The organism is Chryseobacterium sp. VD8 (genome assembly GCF_037149975.1).
GTDB classification, from domain to species: domain Bacteria; phylum Bacteroidota; class Bacteroidia; order Flavobacteriales; family Weeksellaceae; genus Chryseobacterium; species Chryseobacterium indicum.
This window is the reverse complement of the sequence record NZ_JBBCQL010000093.1, coordinates 1-16074: the sequence shown is the minus strand read 5'-3', so window position 1 is coordinate 16074 and position 16074 is coordinate 1. Positions and strand designations below refer to the sequence as shown.

The following is a 16074-nucleotide window of genomic DNA, read 5'->3' as shown; positions in this document are numbered from 1 at the left end:
TTTAATCTGCTCCACATCAGGTTTTTTAAACTGAGTGGTCAAGATAAAGACCGTAAGCAGCAGGAACGCAACGTCACACATTGCCGTCAAATCCGTCACTACTCCATGTCTTTTTGGTTTGACTCTCGCCATTATTATTAATGATTTTTAATTAAACTTCTTTTTACTTAATGCAAATTCCTTGCTAAAAATTCTTAGTTGAATTCAGCAAAAGACTGTTGGATACTCATTGCGATCTCGTCGATCTTATAAGTTAATCCGTCGATTTTAGAAGTAAAGAAGTTATAAAGAATAATAGCGATAGCTGAAGTACCAATACCTAAAGCTGTGTTAATCAAAGCCTCAGAAATACCAGTAGAAAGTGCAGCAGCATCCGGAGTACCACCTCCTGAACCTAATGCGAAGAACGCCTTGATCATCCCGATTACCGTACCTAAAAGTGCTACTAACGTTGCAACAGTACCTAAAGTAGAAAGGATCATCATGTTTTTCTCAAGCATTGGCATTTCAAGAGTTGTCGCTTCTTCGATTGCTTTGTTAAGCGCTACCATTTTTTGCTCTTTGTTTAAAGTAGTATCGTGAGATAAAGCTTTGTAAGTCGTAAGACCTTCTTTTACAACGTTACCAACAGAACCCTGCTGTCTGTCGCACTCTTCTAAAGCTTCATCAATTTTGTTCTGGTTTAGTAAGCTTCTTACCTGTACAACGAAGTTATCTAGGTTACCTTTTCCTGCTGCTCTTCCTAAAACTAAAGCTCTTTCAATTGAAAAAACAATAACGGTAAGCATGAAAGTAATCAAGATAGGTACAATAACCCCTCCTTTGTAGATAATCCCTAAGAACGATTCCGGGTGAATGTCTTTTCCTTCAACATCAGAGAAAGCAACAGACCCTGCACCTAACTTATCGGCATCCTTAAAGTTACCTGGACTTCCCAAAACGAATAAATAAATACAAATTCCTATTGCAAAGATAATAGGAATAATTACAGCTGGGTTTAAACCTCCCGACTTTCTAGCAATTACTTGCTCATCATTTTTTGAAACATTCATTTCCATATTTAACTAAATTATATTGTTTTAAAATTTTACAAGGTGTAAATTAAAGGCAAAAATAATTAAAATGCAAGAGTCTTAAATAAACATTTGCCATTTTTTTGATAAAGAAATTTTAATACACTTTCGATATTATAATTATTTTCTCTTTTTTTGGTAATATTTTTCAATTTTAGCATTTACGTTAAAAAATCAAAAAATTTAAGCCTTCATTTTTTTTAATTTGCCAATGTTAATTTTTTTTTAAATTACTATATTCACAATTCTGTGAGGAACTACAATGATTTTCGTCGGGGTTTTACCTTCCAGAATCTGCAGCATTTTTTCGTCTTTAAGTACAACTTCCCCTACTTCTTTCGGAGAAAGCTGTGCAGAAAGTGAAATTTTAAACTTCATTCTTCCGTTTACACTTACCGGATACAAAATTTCGTCTTCCACTAAGTAATCCTCGTTCAATACAGGGAATTTTTCAAATTCAATAGAATCCTGATGCCCTAATAAGTTCCAAAGCTCTTCACAGATGTGAGGTGCATACGGAGAAATGATAACGGCTAAAGGTTCTAAAATATTGCGTTTGTTGCATTTTATTTTTTGCAATTCGTTTACAGCGATCATAAAAGAAGATACAGACGTATTGAAAGAGAAGTTTTCAATATCATAAACCACCTTCTTTATTAAGGTATGTAAAACTTTGTATTCCGCTTTGGTTGGCTCTTCATCGGAAACCGAGAAAGTATCTCCGGCAAAATATAAATTCCAGAATTTTTTAAGGAAACCATATACTCCACTAAGACCTTGTGTGTTCCAAGGCTTGGATTGCTCCAGCGGTCCTAAGAACATTTCATACAATCTTAAACCGTCTGCTCCGTATTCATTACAAATATCGTCAGGATTTACCACATTGTATTTTGATTTAGACATTTTTTCCACTTCACGACCTGTGATGTATTTTCCATCTTCCAAAATAAATTCCGCATCTGCGTAATCCGGTCTCCAGGCTTTAAAAGCTTCAGTATCTAATTCATCAGAAGTTCCTTTTAATAATGATACATCAACGTGGATTGCCTGAGTTGTATAATCTTTTGCTAAATTTTTAGAAACATATTGATTAGTTCCGTCAACTCTATAAACAAAAGCACTCATCCCCAAAATCATTCCTTGGTTAATCAACTTCTGGAAAGGCTCATCCTGATTAATATATCCTCTGTCTTTTAAGAACATATTCCAGAAACGGGAATATAATAAATGTCCTGTTGCGTGTTCGCTTCCTCCGATGTACAAATCTACCTGTCCCCAATAATCTGACAATTCTTTTTTAGTGAAGACTTCTTCATTTTTCGGATCCATGTATCTTAAGAAATACCATGAGCTTCCTGCCCAACCCGGCATTGTAGATAATTCTAATGGGAAAACTGTTTTTTCGTCAATTAAATTCGTATCGACTACTTTTTGGTTGGCTTCATCCCACGCAAACGTTTTTGCATTTCCTAAAGGTGGATCTCCGTCTTCAGTCGGCAAATACTTTTCAACTTCAGGAAGTTCCAAAGGCAAAGCGGAAGTCGGCAATGTATAAGGCATTCCATCCTTGTAATAAATAGGAACCGGTTCTCCCCAATATCTTTGTCTTGAGAAAATCGCATCACGCTGTCTGTAGTTCGTTGTTCCGTGTCCGATTCCTTTTTTCTCAATAGCTGAAATAATCAATGCTTTTGCATCGTTATAATTTAATCCATTTAAGAAGTCAGAATTTACGCAAACTGAATCTTTAGAATCGAAAGAAGCTTCCTGAACATCTTCGTCCGTTTCCACGACTTTCTTAATTTTTAAGTTAAATTTCTTTGCAAATCTGTGATCGCGCTCGTCATGTGCAGGAACCGCCATTACAGCACCTGTTCCATAACCCATCAAAACATAATCTGAAATATAGATCGGCATTCTTTCCCCACTGAAAGGATTTAAAGCATAACTTCCAGTGAAAGCGCCCGAAACATTTTTCACGTCCGCCATTCTGTCTCGTTCCGTTTTCTTGGAAGTTTCTTCAATATAAGAATCTACCTCAGCTTTTTGCTCTGCAGTTGTGATGGTTTCCACCAAAGGATTTTCGGGAGCCAGAACCATAAAAGTCGCTCCGAAAATAGTATCCGGTCTTGTTGTAAACACTTCAACGATTTCGTCATGTCCTTCCACATTGAATCTCACCTGCGCTCCCTGCGATTTTCCGATCCAGTATTCCTGAGAATCTTTCAAAGGTTGTGGCCAGTCAAGAGTTTTTAATCCCTGCAATAATCTTTCAGAGTACGCAGAAATTCTCATGCTCCATTGCATCATTTTCTTTTGGAAAACCGGGAAACCTCCTCTTTCGGATTTTCCGTCTTTTACTTCATCGTTTGCCAGAACAGTTCCCAAAGCAGGACACCAGTTCACGGTGGTTTCCGCTCTGTAAGCCAAACGGTAATTTAATAAGATGTCTTCTTTATCAATTTCCGAAGCTTCTTTCCACTCTTCAGCCGTGAAATTTAATTCATCGTTCTGACTGGCATTTAATCCTTCCGTTCCTTTTTCTTCAAAACGTTTAATTAAAGATGAAATAGGTTCCGCTTTATCGGTATCTTTATTATACCATGAATGGAACAGTTCAATAAAAATCCACTGTGTCCATTTATAATAAGAAGCATCGGATGTTCTCACTTCCCTGCTCCAGTCGAATGAGAAACCAATTTTTCTAAGCTGCTCTTCGTATCTTGTAATGTTTTGCTCAGTCGTAATCGCAGGATGCTGCCCTGTCTGAATAGCGTACTGTTCAGCAGGAAGCCCGAAACTGTCGTAACCAACAGGGTGAAGTACATTGAAACCCTGATGTCTTTTGTATCTCGCATAAATGTCGGAAGCAATATATCCAAGAGGATGTCCTACATGGAGTCCCGCTCCGGATGGATACGGAAACATATCGAGAACATAAAATTTAGGTTTGTCTGTGTTATCGGAAGTTTTATAGGTCTGATTTTCTTCCCAGTACTTCTGCCACTTTTTTTCTATCTGCTGATGATCGTAAAACACTTTTTATAATAGATGTTAGATGTTAGACTTTAGAGATCAGATTTAATTTTCATTATTAATTCCAAAATCAAGATGCACAAAAATAATGATTTTAAAAGAAATGGAAATTTAAATTTGATTAAATAATGCACAAAAAAATCCCATCCGTGGATGAGATTTGTATTTTATATTGATAAATCAGACTATTACTGAGTGACTCTCTTGAATGTATAGGTTTCAGAATGGAATTTTGTAGGATCTGTTTTATCTTCAAACATGATATTTAATGCAGTATCGCTGATGCTGATGATTTTTCCCTGATCCGGCTGAACGATACCCTGATATTTTATCTGAATAGCTTTGCTGTCTTTATCGTAAGTATAAGTCAATGTTCTGTCGAAAGTCGGCGTGCAGGTTCCCGGTGTTGCGCTGTCTCCCATATCCGTTCTTTTCCCTGCATTTCCGGAAGCGAACGTCCATCTTGAAGTTTTCTGGCAAGTTGTGTCAAAAGAAATACCGTCCGAAACAGGAACCTGTCCTGTTGCAACTACAGTTACAACTTTTTTCACCGGCTGCCAGACTCCTACCAACGGAGCCTCGAGTACCGTTTCGTCGTTGTTATTACATCCTGTCGCTACAAATAATGATAAACCTGCAAATAATAATGCTAATTTCTTCATATATCAAATTTTTCAAGCGCTAAAATTATGATTTATTTATATTATTATACAATTTTTTTAAAGAAATATTATTAAAATTTATTATTTTCTGTGTATTGATATTTTAAAACGGATGTTTTTCCCTGATTTGGCAAACATTCATCGTCTTCAATATTATGTTTCTGCGAAAAAAACTATTTTTGTAGCAAACAAATGCAAATGCAAGACATTACGAAAAACAATTTTGATTTTATCCGTGTTCTCCTCGCTTTTATCGTTTTTTTGGGACATCTCGGAGCTTTAAGCGTTTCTCCGGAGCTGAAATTTCTGGAGCACAGTCCTATCGAAGTTGCTGTTTTCGGATTTTTCGTAGTGAGCGGTTTTTTAATTGCAAGAAGTTATGAGCGTTCTTCCAGTCTCAAAAGCTATATAAGCAAAAGAATCAGGAGGATTGTTCCCGCTTATTTACTGGTTGTTTTTCTTTGTGCTATTTTACTGAGTCTTGTAAGCAGTTATTCTTTCAGGGAATATTTTACCAATACGCAGGTTTACAAATATCTTTTCTGGAATTCCATCTTTTTAAATTTTAAAGCACCGTGGCTTCCCGGAGTTTTCGGAAATCAGGCAGTGAACGGAGCACTCTGGACACTGAAAATAGAAATGTGCTATTATTTTGCAGTACCGCTTATATTTTTACTGTTCGAAAAAAACAATAAATACAGAAACATCAGTTTAATCATCCTGTATTTCCTGTCCCTTGTTTATCTTAATTATTTTGAACATCAGGGGAAAATTTCAATGGCAAAACAACTTCCGGGAACCCTCTCCTATTTTATACCGGGAATGCTGATTTATTTTAATTTCGATAAATTTATTAAATACAAAAACACGCTTTTTATTATCGCCATAGCAACAGTGTGGATTGATTTATTTACAGATATTCAGCTTTTTTCTCCGATGATGATCGGGGTTATCGTTCTGTACATCGCGTATTCTTTTAAATTTTTAAATAATTTCGGAAAGTACGGCGATTTTACCTACGGAATTTATATCTTCCACTTCCCGATCATCAGAACTTTTACCACACTGGGATTATTTAAAGATTACAATCCTTACGTGATGGCTGTTGTTTGTATGATGGTTGTTATTGCTGTTGGGGTAAGCTCATGGCATTTTTACGAGAAAAAATTTTTATAAAAACACAGGATGAAAGATTTAGTTTCAATAATTACCCCCTCCTACAATTCGGCGGAATTTATAGAGGAAACCATACAGTCTGTACTCAATCAGAAGTATGAAAACTGGGAATGGCTGATCTCGGACGACCGTTCTAAAGATGACACCGTTGATCTGATCCGAAAGTACAATGATCCCAGAATAAAATTACATGTTCTTGAAAAAAACGGAGGCGCAGGAAATGCCCGAAATAAAAGCCTTGAAAGAGCGGAAGGACGCTATATCGCATTTCTGGATTCCGATGATTTCTGGTATCCCGAATATCTTGAGGAGATGATAGGGTTTATGGATAAAAACAATGCAGAATTGGTATACTGCAATTATTCCAGATGTGATGAACATACGATGGAACCGATTTTAAAAGATTTTGAAGCCGACAAAATCGTTACCTTTTCCAACCTGCTTAAAACCTGCAGACTGGCTCCGGTTTCTACGATGTACGATACCAAAAGAGTGGGAAAATTCTTCTTTCCTGTAAAAAGCAAACGCGAAGATCATGTAATGTGGCTGAATCTTCTGAAAAAAATCCCGAAAGGCTATCCTCTGAATAAAACACTCGCTAAATACAGGATGCGCGAAAACAGCGTTTCCAGAAAGAAGAAAAACATCATCAGAGATCAATATCTGGTGTATAAAGATTTCATGGGATTTTCCGTTACAAAGTCTTTATATTATACGGCAAACTGGGCATTCAACGGATTTTTAAAATATTCGAAAATTTTTAATTAAATTTATTGAATGGAATATTCAAAAGAGTTCAAGGCTGCTCTGAGCAATTTTTCTTCTGTAGAAAAAGACCGCCTGATTTTCAGATTATTAAAAAAAGACAAACTTTTATCTAAAAAACTATACTTCGAACTTATTGATCCTGAAACTACAGATAACAAAAGGGATGCAATGGAAGAAATTGTTTCTGAAAAAGTTGTACTGGCATCAAAATACATCAGCAATCAGAAATATTTCCTTGGAATTATCCGTAAAATAAGCGCTGAAATCACAGAGCATGTAAAAATAACAACCGATAAGTTTGGGGAAGTTTCTCTTAATTTATTGTTGATTAATAAGATTTTAGAATATAACGAAGATCTGAGCCGCCAGAGATTCGATAATGTTTACAAATTATATCTCTACATCATTAATAAAGTGGTGAAAGCCTTACTTTTAACCAAAAAACTGGATGTCGATTACTGGATGGAAATTGATGAGCATCTGGATAATTTAAAAGATAAAATCCTTGAGAATACATATTTATCAAAGCTTTTCATTAACAACGGGATCGATTTTAACTGGCTGACCTGCGATAAGATTCCGGAAAATTTTGACCAGATCATCAAAGACATTAAAAATCAGGGATTTTTACGATAAAATTTTCTGTAAGATCAGTTCTGTAGAATTGGGCTTTTCAGAGACAAATTTTTCAGCATTTTCAGACATTGTCTGAAGGGAATCTTCATTATTAATTAAAAACAGAACAAAATCTGCAGCCAGACCTTCATTTTCAAAAGATCTTCCGCCATCGGCTGAAATGAGACCGTCTGCTTCAGGATTTTTCCTGTAATGATTACCAAAAATTACAGGAACACCGAAAGTTGCCGCCTCAAGAATATTGTGAAGTCCCGCATCATGAAAACCTCCGCCCACAACTGCAATATCCGCGTAAGAATAGAGCTTTGAAAGCAGACCAATGCTGTCGATAATTAAAATATTCGAGTTAAAATTCTCAACAGAGTTTTTAATTTCACTGTATAAAATGGCTTCCGGAAAAAGCTGTTTCAAATGGGAAACTCTCTTCAGATCATGAGGAGCAATAATTAATTTTGCGTAAGGACTTCCCTGCGAAACTTCCAGCGCAATTTTTTCTTCCGCCTGCCACGAACTTCCGAAAACCACGGTTTTATCTTCGCCAATAAAATCTTCAATAAAAGCGACGTGATTGTTACGATGCCGAAGTTGTTTTACCCTGTCAAATCTTGTGTCTCCTGTTACCAAAGATTTCGTTAATCCTATGCTTTTAGCCAAAGCAAAAGACATTTGCGTCTGATGAAAAAACCAGTCGATATTTTCCTGAAGCTGCTTTACAAACCATTTTCCATACGATGTAAAAAATGATTGCCGATCATAGAACAAAGCCGAAATTACATACGTTTTCGCTCCTTTATTTTTCAGCTCCGCAAGAAGGTTATACCAGTAATCATACTTCACCGTAAAAAATAGTTGAACATCAAACTGGTCTGTAAATTCTTTTACACCAGATTTCTTATCAAAAGGAAGATAACAGATCACATCGGCAATATTTTTCTTTTTTACCACGTTTTCGTAACCGGATGGAGAAAAGAAAGTGACTAAAATTTTATGATCCGCAAACCTTTCTTTCAGTTGCTCCAAAACAGGCAGTCCCTGCTCATATTCTCCAAGACTTGAAGCGTGCATCCAGATTACTTTATCGGATGTTTTAAAGCCAGATTTTACCTTTTCTAAAGACTGCTTTCTGCCTTCAACGCCTTTTTTAGTTTTGTCATTAAATAAAGAAAAAACCTTCATTCCGAAGATGAGCAGATGGATAAATATGTTGTAAAAGAAAGACATTATTACAAGCTTTTGCTTAAACCTCTAAAAAATTGAATTCCTCCAAAAATTACCGCTCCGTAAGCAATAATCCCTCCGTTTCCATTACTAAGCGAAACAATGGTAACGATTAATCCTCCGGCAAACCAAAGACCGCCGTATAAAACATCATTCTTCGCCTGTTTTTGCTCTTGTTGTTCAATCTGTGCTATTCTCAGTCTCCTTAACTGTTCAAGATATAACTTTTCGTCATCCGTCTTTTCAGGAACCTTTGTATTTTCAGAAACATATTCAGCATAATCTTTCGTTCCATTGGTTTCAAAAAATTCCTTTTCTATTTCTTCATAAGGCTTTCCTGCGTTTTGTGAAAAGTCGGAAATAAGAGATTCTATTTGCTCATTAACAGGAACATTTCTTTTTTTCAGTTCCGCCAAAGACAAAATAAAAGTCTTCTGATCATAATTTTTCCAATTGACCAAAACTTCGGACAGACCCGTATTTTTCGTCTGTGTAATTTCGAGTAGAGTTTTATTCATGCGTTATTTAATGTTTATTCTATCATTATCAGTCGAAGGACTGGAAATAACTAAAAATTCCAGATCTTCGTCAGATTCATTAGCAATATAATGTTTAGATTTTGGTGTAATGGTAATGCTTTCGCCACTTTTTACGGTTAACTTTTCACCATCAATAAAGAAAACGGCTTTTCCTTTTAAAATGTAAAAAAACTGTTCTGCGAAATGATGAAAATGCAGTTTTTCTGAAGCTCCGGAAGGCATGATTTCCTGTTTTACTGATAAATGGACATCGTTTTTCAGAATCCAGCTATCACAGCTATCTCCCCAGATATAATGCTCGGAATTATTTTTAGATTTTATCATTTGAAAATGCCTACAAAAACGAACAAAATAATTAAACTTCCAATCACCGAAAAGATTGCCGAAGACATCGGAACTCTTGGTTTTACGTTTTCATCAACAGAATAACGGAACATATAATCCTGACTGTTTAAAAATAGTAATGTGATCATCATGAACAACCATCTGATAAAAATTTCCATGATCATGAACTGGGCATCCTGATTTTCTTCAGTAATTTTAACAGGATAATTGGCAGATTCCGGATCTCTCACAATAAAAGCAAATAAGAAGTAAAGTCCGGTTAAAACGACAGGCATTAAAAAGGCATATTTCTTACTTCCGAAATTATCAGCTTTTCCGTCAAAATCGAAATGAATAGGAATAATATTCGGCAGTGATTTATAATGTTTCACCGTAAACCACCACAAAAAAACAAGCAGTCCGAAATTAAAAATATCAAAAACCGTAAAGAGAATATTTTGCATTTCAGACAGATTTTTAAATTAAAGCAAACTTTTTATTACCCTCAGTTTATGAGTATGCTTGTTCATTTCTTTATTGAAAATCCCTGTAGAATCCAGCGTGTCGATTCTTACTTTTCCGGAAGCATGAATAATTCTCTGGTTATCCAACATAATTCCGACGTGGATAATCTTTCCCTCCGGATTTTCGAAAAACGCCAGATCTCCCGGCTGACTTTCTTCCACAAAGCTTAATGACTCACCCACTTCAACCTGCTGCGAAGCGTCTCTCGGTAATTTTATCTCATGAATTTTGTAAACCAACTGAGTAAAACCTGAACAGTCTACGGCAAAGAAGCTTTTGCCACCCCACAAATACGGAACGTTCAGAAATTCTTTTGCCGTTAAAGCAATACTTTCGCGCACGTCGTGGCTTCTTCTCGATGCCACCGCAGGAAATTCCACTTCAGAACCCATGGAAAGAAGCGTTTTGCCGTCGTTCATTAAAACAGAAGAGAAATCTTCAGTTACAACGGTTACTTTTCTTTTAGCCAGATATTCGTCTGTTACAGGTTTCAGCTGTTTCGTATCCATCCATCCTTCATAGCCGTCATAATGCATTTTTATTCTGGTCCAGTTTTTATTAACTTCCAGAATATCTGCACTTTCCCCAAACAATATTTCCGTAACAATTTCTGCTCTGTCCGAACCTTCTGCACGAACGGGAGCTACTGTAACAACACAAATTCCTTTATCCATTTATTTTTTCAATTAAAAGGTTAAGACTTCGGTTCAGGTTGAGAAAATACGCTGTAAATCTAACCTTAAACTCAACCTCAAATTACTTTCTGCGTAAAAAATTCAGCCCGTCACGCAAAGGTAAAATAAGATTTTCAAAATCATCATCTTTTGCGATCAAATCATTCAGTTCCTTAATGACCTGCGTAGATTTCTGTTTCGGATTTTCTTCCAGAACTTTTCCATACCAGAGAACATTATCAAACATCACCACCGATCCCGATTTTGTCCTTGGCTTTATTAATCTGAAATATTCTGCATAGTTTTCTTTATCAGCATCAATAAAAACCAGATCAAAAACCTCATCGGTTTCTCTTAAAAATTCTTTTGCATCCTGAAGCTTAAAATGAATCTGAGAAGCATACTCGCTTTCCGTAAAATATTTTTTTGGAAGGTACGCTAAATCTTCATTCACATCCAAAGTAGTAATTTTTCCGTCTTTCGCCATGCCGGTTGCCAGACAAAGCGTTGCATAGCCGGTAAAAGTCCCTATTTCCAGAATATTTTTCGGCTGCATCATCTGCGAAATAATGGTTAACAATCTTCCCTGCTGATAACCGGAAATCATGTGTGGCTGTGTGGTTTTCTGATATGTTTCCCTTCTCAGTTTTCTCAGAATTTCAGGTTCCGATGAAGCGTGTGTTTCCAGATACCTGTCCATTTCAGGAAGTTTTTCTTCAAAAAAGCTCATGCTGCAAATTTTAGTTCCGTCAAATTTACTTAAATATAACAAAAAAGCAGGAACAATCCTGAAGATTCTGAAGACATGGGAAAATCCCCATGGCAATTACCGTAAAAATACGGATGGTCTCATCTCGGAATAAGCATAACTTTGCATTGAAGGGTAAAAACACACGGTATAATGCTTGCAGGGAAAAAACAAATTAACCAGAGAAATCAGAAGACTACAGTGCCTAAAAGCACTGTGGATTCTTTTTCTAAAAAAACTAAACCGGAAATATCCAATTCATTTTTTCAAAAAATTATTTCTTTGCTGAAAAAAGAAGAACTAATTTGATTTATCTCAAAAAAACAAATCCCGAATTGCTTCGGGATTTGTTTTTATAACTGAATGTTGATCTTAAATTATTTCTTAGGAGTAATATCCATAAGTTTCATAAATTCATCAAGCTTAGGCATAATGATGATCTCTGTTCTTCTGTTTTCCGCTCTTCCCGAAACGCTCATGTTAGTCGCTTTAGGATTGTATTCGGAACGTCCACCTGCTGTAATTCTTGCAGGATCTACTCCAAACTGAGTCTGAAGAACTTTAGCAACCGCTGTTCCTCTTAAAGCAGAAAGATCCCAGTTGTCTTTTGGTAAATTCGGAGAGCTTAAAGGAGCGTTATCTGTATTTCCTTCGATAAGAACAGAATATTTATCGTAATCGTTGATTACTTTAGCTACTTTTCCTAACACTTCCTGAGCGGCAGGTAAAACGTTGTAATCTCCTGTTTTGTACAACATTTTGTCTGAAAGTGATATCATTACCACCCCTTTCAGAACTTTCACCTGAACATCGCTGTCTGCTACGTTATCCAATGATCTTTTCAGCTTGTTGGATAATGCCAAATTTAAACTGTCGTTTTTTGCATTGCTTGAGATCAGCTGTTTGATATAAGAGTTCGACGCATTAATTTCTCCAACTAGCTTGTCGATATTCGCAGAGCTTTTCCCTGAGTTCGAAAGACACGCATCCAATGAAGATTTCAAAGCATCATGCTGACTTTTCAATAAATTATTTTCACTTGCCAAAGCTGAATTCTGAGACTTCAGTTCCTGAATTTCTCTCTGTCTTTCACCTACGTTTTCAATACATTGCTTGTAATTTGAGCTTAATGCATCATACTGCTTTTTGCTGATACAAGATGTCATTCCCAACACCATTGCAGATACTGCTAAAATTTTAAAAATTTTCATAAATAATCATTTTTAGACGAACCAAAGGTAACGAAATTCATTTTAATTATATGAATTATCTTTGCATAAAAGAAATTCCGGAGATCCATGCTGAACCTAGACCACTTTAAAAACCAGCTCAAAAATATTGTTGATTCCCCCGAAAACCGAAGCTATCTTCTTGCGGTGAGCGGCGGCGCAGATTCTATGGTTTTAGCACACTGTTTTAAGGACTTAGGCGTTCGTTTTCAGGTTGCCCACATCAATTATAAACTTCGGGGAGAAGACTCGGATCTTGACCAGAAAACGGTGGAGGGTTTTTGTGAGAAAAACGATGTTAAATTTCATTTATATAAAGTTTCAGAAAAAGATCAAAAGCCGGAACATTCTATTCAGCTTTGGGCAAGAGAACTGCGGTATAAATTTTTCAGAAATGTTCAAAGAGAAGAAAATCTTGAATTTCTTGTTACGGCGCATCATCTGAACGATCAACTGGAAACTTTCATCATCAATCTTTCGAAAGCAGCCGGAATTAATGGTCTTAGCGGAATTCCGGCAAACGACAATCATATTTTAAGACCTCTTCTAAATTTCACAAAAGAAGAAATCTACGAATTCGCAGAAGAAAATAATATTGAATACCGTGAAGATCTGTCTAATAAGAAAAGTGATTATTTAAGAAATAAAATCCGAAACGAAATTGTTCCGAAACTTCTGGAAACCAATGATCATTTTCTGGAAAATTTCAAAAAAAGCTCTTTTTATTTAAATCAGACCAAAGATTTTGTTCAGCATCAGATTCAGGAGATCGAAAACAGGATTTCGGTTTTTAACAAAGAATATAAAGTTTTATCTAAAAACAAGCTGAATCAAGAAAGTGATTTTGTAAAATTTGAGATTTTAAAAAAATATGGTTTCAATCAGGAAGAAGAAATTCCGAAAATTTTTAAAGCTGAAAACGGAAGCACTTTTTTTTCAAAAGACTATCGGCTAATCGTCAATTATGACGAACTGGTTGTAAGCAAAAAAATGGAAAACGGAAAATGGAAACCTGAAGAGCAAAGTAATGATGAAATTCTTCTGATGGAAAATTTTGATTTTTCTGAAAACCAAATTACCTTTAATCTCGAAAGTATAATTGAAATTGAGCAAATCAATAAAAGCTTTGAGTGGGAATTTGATGCTCAGAAAATTCGTTTCCCACTGCGTTTAAGAAAACAGAAAGACGGTGATGAATTTTTTCCCGCGGGATTCTCAGGAAAAAAGAAAGTTTCTAAGTTTTTTAGGGACGAAAAAATATCTATTTTAGCAAGGCAAAAAATCTGGCTTCTTACCGATGGCGAAGATTCCGTACTCGGAATTATTCCTTTCCGGCAGGACAGAAATTTCATGGCGACCAAAGACACAAAAAAAACACTGAAGATACGATGAATAAAAGAAAAACAAATGCTTTAGCCATCGAAGATTTCCAAGAAGACAACAATGTTGCTTTTGGCGTTCTTTATCAAAAATATTTCGTTTATACCCGGAAATTTGTTTTGGGAAATAAAGGAAATATGGAAGATGCTGAAGATGTTTTTCAGGATGCTTTGATTATTCTGTACGAAAAACTGTACGATGACGATTTCAAAGCGTACACTTGTCTTGCGAACTACGTTACCGGAATTTCCAAAAACCTTTGGCTGAAAAAATTGCGCAACCGAAACTTTTTTGTGGAAATGCACGAAAGCTATTATTTTGAAAACAAAGAAGAGATCAACCAGGCAATAGAAAACGAAAGGAATTATTATGATAAACTTAATGATTACATCAATAAAATTTCTTCGCACTGCCAAAACCTCATCCACGATATTTTTATGAAGAATAAAAATATAGAAGAAATACAGGAAAAATACAAGTATTCCACCAAGCATAATGCACAAAATCAAAAGCATAAATGTGTAGAACAAATCCGGAAAATAAAAAAAGACGATAATTTTCAATACTGATTATCAACGCATTAAATAAAATAATTAAAAAATCATCTTTTCACCGGGTGATTTTTTTTGTTTTTGGGAACTTCATAGTAAATACTTTATCTTATGTTTACCAAAATAATTTATACGTTCTTTTTCTTAGTTGCCATTTCGTTCAATGCACAAAGCAAAACCGGAATTCAATTTCAGACTAAAAATTTAGAAGAAGCCAAAAAACTGGCACAACAGGAAAACAAACTCATCTTCATCGATCTGTACACGACTTGGTGTGGTCCCTGTAAACTAATGAAAAAGAATACGTTCCCGAATCCTGAACTGGGAGAATTTTTCAATAAAAATTTCATCAGCCTTTATATTGATGCCGAAAAAGAAGGAACAGAACTTGCCAAAAAATTTAAAATCGTTAATTATCCTTCTTTTCTTTTCTTAGACCAGAACGGCGAACTGGTGCAGTACGAATATGGATATTACAACGCTACACAATTTTTAAATATCGGAAAGTCGGTTACAGAGAAAAGAAATTCAGACAAAAAAACGCCGACAATCAGCGAAGTGAAGGGCAAAATGGTAGGTGAAACGATTCCCAACTTTACAGCAAAAGATCAGTTTGAAAAAACATTTTCTCTGTCTCAGGAAAAAAAGAAAACCGTGGTGGTTTTCATTCGTGGACAATGGTGTCCGTATTGTAATAAATATGTTGAAAGCCTACAAAATCTTGCTCCCGAATTACAGTCAAAAAACACAAGATTGGTCATTATTTCTCCTGAAAAACCTGAGTTTATCGCAAAAACTATCAGCAAAACCAAAACCGTGTATTCCGTTTTGTATGATGAAAACTACAAAATCGCAGAACTTTTTGACGTTCTGTATACATCCGAGAAAAAAACGCTCGATTTCTACGAAAACCGATTGGGAGACGATTTCAAGAAAAGTCGTTCCGATGATTCCGGAAGACTGCCCGTTTCTGCGACCTATATTTTAGATGAAAATCAAAAAATCATCTGGAGACATTTCAATCCCGATTACAAAGAAAGAGCTTCGCTGGAGGATATTTTAAAACAACTTTAATTTTTTATGGCAGCTTTTGGCTACGCCGAATTGCATTTATTATTTTTTATGGCAGCAATTTCCGCCTTCCGCTCCCAATCTTTTTGCCCAAGCATTTCCAGCAGCAAAAAGGATTTCCGCTCAAGTCGGGCTGCAAATCGTCAACAAAAACAAACAATAAAAATAAAAACATTTGATATGAAAAATACAATCACGCTCGTTCTCGTATTTCTGCTTCCTTTTTTTGCATTTTCCCAAAAAGCAGAACACAGAAATTTAAACAACAAATTAGCAATTCAGGGATATGATCCTGTTTCTTACATCGAACAAAACAAAGCCGTAAAAGGTAAAAAAGAATTTGCAGTCAACGTAAACGGAGCTATTTACTATACTTCAACTGCCAAAAACAAAGAACTTCTGCAAAAGAGCCCTTCCAAATATGAACCTATTTATGGCGGTTGGTGTGCGTTTGCAATGGGAGA

The 16074-nt window shown here is 35.7% G+C and carries 19 protein-coding genes; 8 read left to right on the top strand and 11 right to left on the bottom strand.

Features of this window, described 5'->3' with window-relative positions; genetic code table 11:
- The 4 genes from WFK35_RS11800 to WFK35_RS11785 all read right to left on the bottom strand — a co-directional run.
- Positions 1-132 (bottom strand): biopolymer transporter ExbD (locus tag WFK35_RS11800; protein ID WP_336732776.1); only part of this gene is annotated, 132 nt, incomplete at its 3' end.
- Positions 133-194: 62 nt separating this feature from the next.
- The gene (locus tag WFK35_RS11795; RefSeq protein ID WP_214587384.1) at positions 195-1058 is read right to left on the bottom strand and encodes a MotA/TolQ/ExbB proton channel family protein; all 864 of its coding nucleotides are present in this window, start codon (positions 1056-1058) and stop codon (positions 195-197) included.
- Between the two features lie 240 nt (positions 1059-1298).
- Complete coding sequence (gene leuS, locus WFK35_RS11790; protein WP_336732775.1) at positions 1299-4112, bottom strand: leucine--tRNA ligase; 2814 nt, start codon at positions 4110-4112, stop codon at positions 1299-1301.
- Positions 4113-4297: 185 nt separating this feature from the next.
- The gene (locus WFK35_RS11785; protein ID WP_336732774.1) at positions 4298-4771 is read right to left on the bottom strand and encodes a lipocalin family protein; all 474 of its coding nucleotides are present in this window, start codon (positions 4769-4771) and stop codon (positions 4298-4300) included.
- 198 nt (positions 4772-4969) lie between these two features.
- On the opposite strand from WFK35_RS11785, the gene WFK35_RS11780 reads away from it, so the two are divergent.
- From WFK35_RS11780 to WFK35_RS11770, 3 genes are read left to right on the top strand one after another with little or no spacing between them, the layout of a single operon-like run.
- The gene (locus tag WFK35_RS11780) at positions 4970-5947 is read left to right on the top strand and encodes an acyltransferase family protein (protein ID WP_336732773.1); all 978 of its coding nucleotides are present in this window, start codon (positions 4970-4972) and stop codon (positions 5945-5947) included.
- A 9-nt stretch (positions 5948-5956) separates the two neighbouring features.
- Complete coding sequence (locus WFK35_RS11775; RefSeq protein ID WP_336732772.1) at positions 5957-6715, top strand: glycosyltransferase family 2 protein; 759 nt, start codon at positions 5957-5959, stop codon at positions 6713-6715.
- Between the two features lie 9 nt (positions 6716-6724).
- On the top strand, positions 6725-7351 hold the full coding sequence (locus tag WFK35_RS11770; RefSeq protein ID WP_336732771.1) for a deoxyuridine 5'-triphosphate nucleotidohydrolase: 627 nt from the start codon (positions 6725-6727) through the stop codon (positions 7349-7351).
- On the opposite strand, the gene WFK35_RS11765 is transcribed toward WFK35_RS11770, so the two are convergent.
- The 6 genes from WFK35_RS11765 to WFK35_RS11740 form a co-directional block, all read right to left on the bottom strand.
- Positions 7343-8572, bottom strand: coding sequence for a 3-deoxy-D-manno-octulosonic acid transferase (locus tag WFK35_RS11765; RefSeq protein WP_336732770.1), 1230 nt, complete (start codon positions 8570-8572; stop codon positions 7343-7345). The genes WFK35_RS11770 and WFK35_RS11765 overlap by 9 nt on opposite strands.
- Positions 8573-8574: 2 nt before the next feature.
- The gene (locus WFK35_RS11760; protein WP_336732769.1) at positions 8575-9087 is read right to left on the bottom strand and encodes a hypothetical protein; all 513 of its coding nucleotides are present in this window, start codon (positions 9085-9087) and stop codon (positions 8575-8577) included.
- A gap of 3 nt (positions 9088-9090) precedes the next feature.
- On the bottom strand, positions 9091-9432 hold the full coding sequence (locus WFK35_RS11755) for a cupin domain-containing protein (RefSeq protein WP_336732768.1): 342 nt from the start codon (positions 9430-9432) through the stop codon (positions 9091-9093).
- The gene (locus WFK35_RS11750; RefSeq protein ID WP_336732767.1) at positions 9429-9896 is read right to left on the bottom strand and encodes a DUF1648 domain-containing protein; all 468 of its coding nucleotides are present in this window, start codon (positions 9894-9896) and stop codon (positions 9429-9431) included. Before WFK35_RS11750 ends, WFK35_RS11755 begins: the two co-directional genes overlap by 4 nt.
- An 18-nt stretch (positions 9897-9914) precedes the next feature.
- Complete coding sequence (locus WFK35_RS11745) at positions 9915-10631, bottom strand: C40 family peptidase (protein WP_108409490.1); 717 nt, start codon at positions 10629-10631, stop codon at positions 9915-9917.
- 82 nt (positions 10632-10713) lie between these two features.
- Positions 10714-11361: an O-methyltransferase gene (locus WFK35_RS11740; protein ID WP_336732766.1), complete on the bottom strand. Its 648-nt coding sequence runs from the start codon at positions 11359-11361 to the stop codon at positions 10714-10716.
- Between WFK35_RS11740 and WFK35_RS11735 the strand changes: the two genes are divergently transcribed.
- Positions 11360-11494: a hypothetical protein gene (locus tag WFK35_RS11735; protein ID WP_336688394.1), complete on the top strand. Its 135-nt coding sequence runs from the start codon at positions 11360-11362 to the stop codon at positions 11492-11494. The genes WFK35_RS11740 and WFK35_RS11735 overlap by 2 nt on opposite strands.
- A 262-nt stretch (positions 11495-11756) precedes the next feature.
- On the opposite strand, the gene WFK35_RS11730 is transcribed toward WFK35_RS11735, so the two are convergent.
- Positions 11757-12590 carry an OmpA family protein gene (locus WFK35_RS11730; RefSeq protein WP_235131746.1) on the bottom strand — a complete coding sequence of 278 codons (834 nt, stop codon included), beginning with the start codon at positions 12588-12590 and terminating at the stop codon, positions 11757-11759.
- A gap of 87 nt (positions 12591-12677) precedes the next feature.
- Here WFK35_RS11730 and tilS point away from each other — a divergent pair, with 87 nt between their 5' ends.
- The 4 genes from tilS to WFK35_RS11710 all read left to right on the top strand — a co-directional run.
- Positions 12678-14000, top strand: coding sequence for a tRNA lysidine(34) synthetase TilS (gene tilS, locus WFK35_RS11725; protein ID WP_336732765.1), 1323 nt, complete (start codon positions 12678-12680; stop codon positions 13998-14000).
- The gene (locus tag WFK35_RS11720; protein WP_336732764.1) at positions 13997-14557 is read left to right on the top strand and encodes an RNA polymerase sigma factor; all 561 of its coding nucleotides are present in this window, start codon (positions 13997-13999) and stop codon (positions 14555-14557) included. The genes tilS and WFK35_RS11720 overlap by 4 nt, the downstream gene beginning before the upstream one ends.
- 93 nt (positions 14558-14650) lie before the next feature.
- Positions 14651-15613, top strand: a complete 963-nt coding sequence (locus WFK35_RS11715) for a redoxin domain-containing protein (RefSeq protein ID WP_235131743.1) — start codon at positions 14651-14653, stop codon at positions 15611-15613.
- Between the two features lie 177 nt (positions 15614-15790).
- Positions 15791-16074 (top strand): YHS domain-containing (seleno)protein (locus WFK35_RS11710; RefSeq protein ID WP_336732763.1); only part of this gene is annotated, 284 nt, incomplete at its 3' end.

Bases quoted from the DNA above. Each gene is read 5' to 3' on its own strand.
- WFK35_RS11795 (WP_214587384.1), bottom strand. From the start codon at position 1,058: ATGGAAATGAATGTTTCAAAAAATGATGAGCAAGTAATTGCTAGAAAG.
- WFK35_RS11785 (WP_336732774.1), bottom strand. From the start codon at position 4,771: ATGAAGAAATTAGCATTATTATTTGCAGGTTTATCATTATTTGTAGCG.
- WFK35_RS11780 (WP_336732773.1), top strand. From the start codon at position 4,970: ATGCAAGACATTACGAAAAACAATTTTGATTTTATCCGTGTTCTCCTC.
- WFK35_RS11775 (WP_336732772.1), top strand. From the start codon at position 5,957: ATGAAAGATTTAGTTTCAATAATTACCCCCTCCTACAATTCGGCGGAA.
- WFK35_RS11770 (WP_336732771.1), top strand. From the start codon at position 6,725: ATGGAATATTCAAAAGAGTTCAAGGCTGCTCTGAGCAATTTTTCTTCT.
- WFK35_RS11765 (WP_336732770.1), bottom strand. From the start codon at position 8,572: ATGTCTTTCTTTTACAACATATTTATCCATCTGCTCATCTTCGGAATG.
- WFK35_RS11760 (WP_336732769.1), bottom strand. From the start codon at position 9,087: ATGAATAAAACTCTACTCGAAATTACACAGACGAAAAATACGGGTCTG.
- WFK35_RS11755 (WP_336732768.1), bottom strand. From the start codon at position 9,432: ATGATAAAATCTAAAAATAATTCCGAGCATTATATCTGGGGAGATAGC.
- WFK35_RS11750 (WP_336732767.1), bottom strand. From the start codon at position 9,896: ATGCAAAATATTCTCTTTACGGTTTTTGATATTTTTAATTTCGGACTG.
- WFK35_RS11745 (WP_108409490.1), bottom strand. From the start codon at position 10,631: ATGGATAAAGGAATTTGTGTTGTTACAGTAGCTCCCGTTCGTGCAGAA.
- WFK35_RS11735 (WP_336688394.1), top strand. From the start codon at position 11,360: ATGCTGCAAATTTTAGTTCCGTCAAATTTACTTAAATATAACAAAAAA.
- WFK35_RS11740 (WP_336732766.1), bottom strand. From the start codon at position 11,361: ATGAGCTTTTTTGAAGAAAAACTTCCTGAAATGGACAGGTATCTGGAA.
- WFK35_RS11730 (WP_235131746.1), bottom strand. From the start codon at position 12,590: ATGAAAATTTTTAAAATTTTAGCAGTATCTGCAATGGTGTTGGGAATG.
- tilS (WP_336732765.1), top strand. From the start codon at position 12,678: ATGCTGAACCTAGACCACTTTAAAAACCAGCTCAAAAATATTGTTGAT.
- WFK35_RS11720 (WP_336732764.1), top strand. From the start codon at position 13,997: ATGAATAAAAGAAAAACAAATGCTTTAGCCATCGAAGATTTCCAAGAA.
- WFK35_RS11715 (WP_235131743.1), top strand. From the start codon at position 14,651: ATGTTTACCAAAATAATTTATACGTTCTTTTTCTTAGTTGCCATTTCG.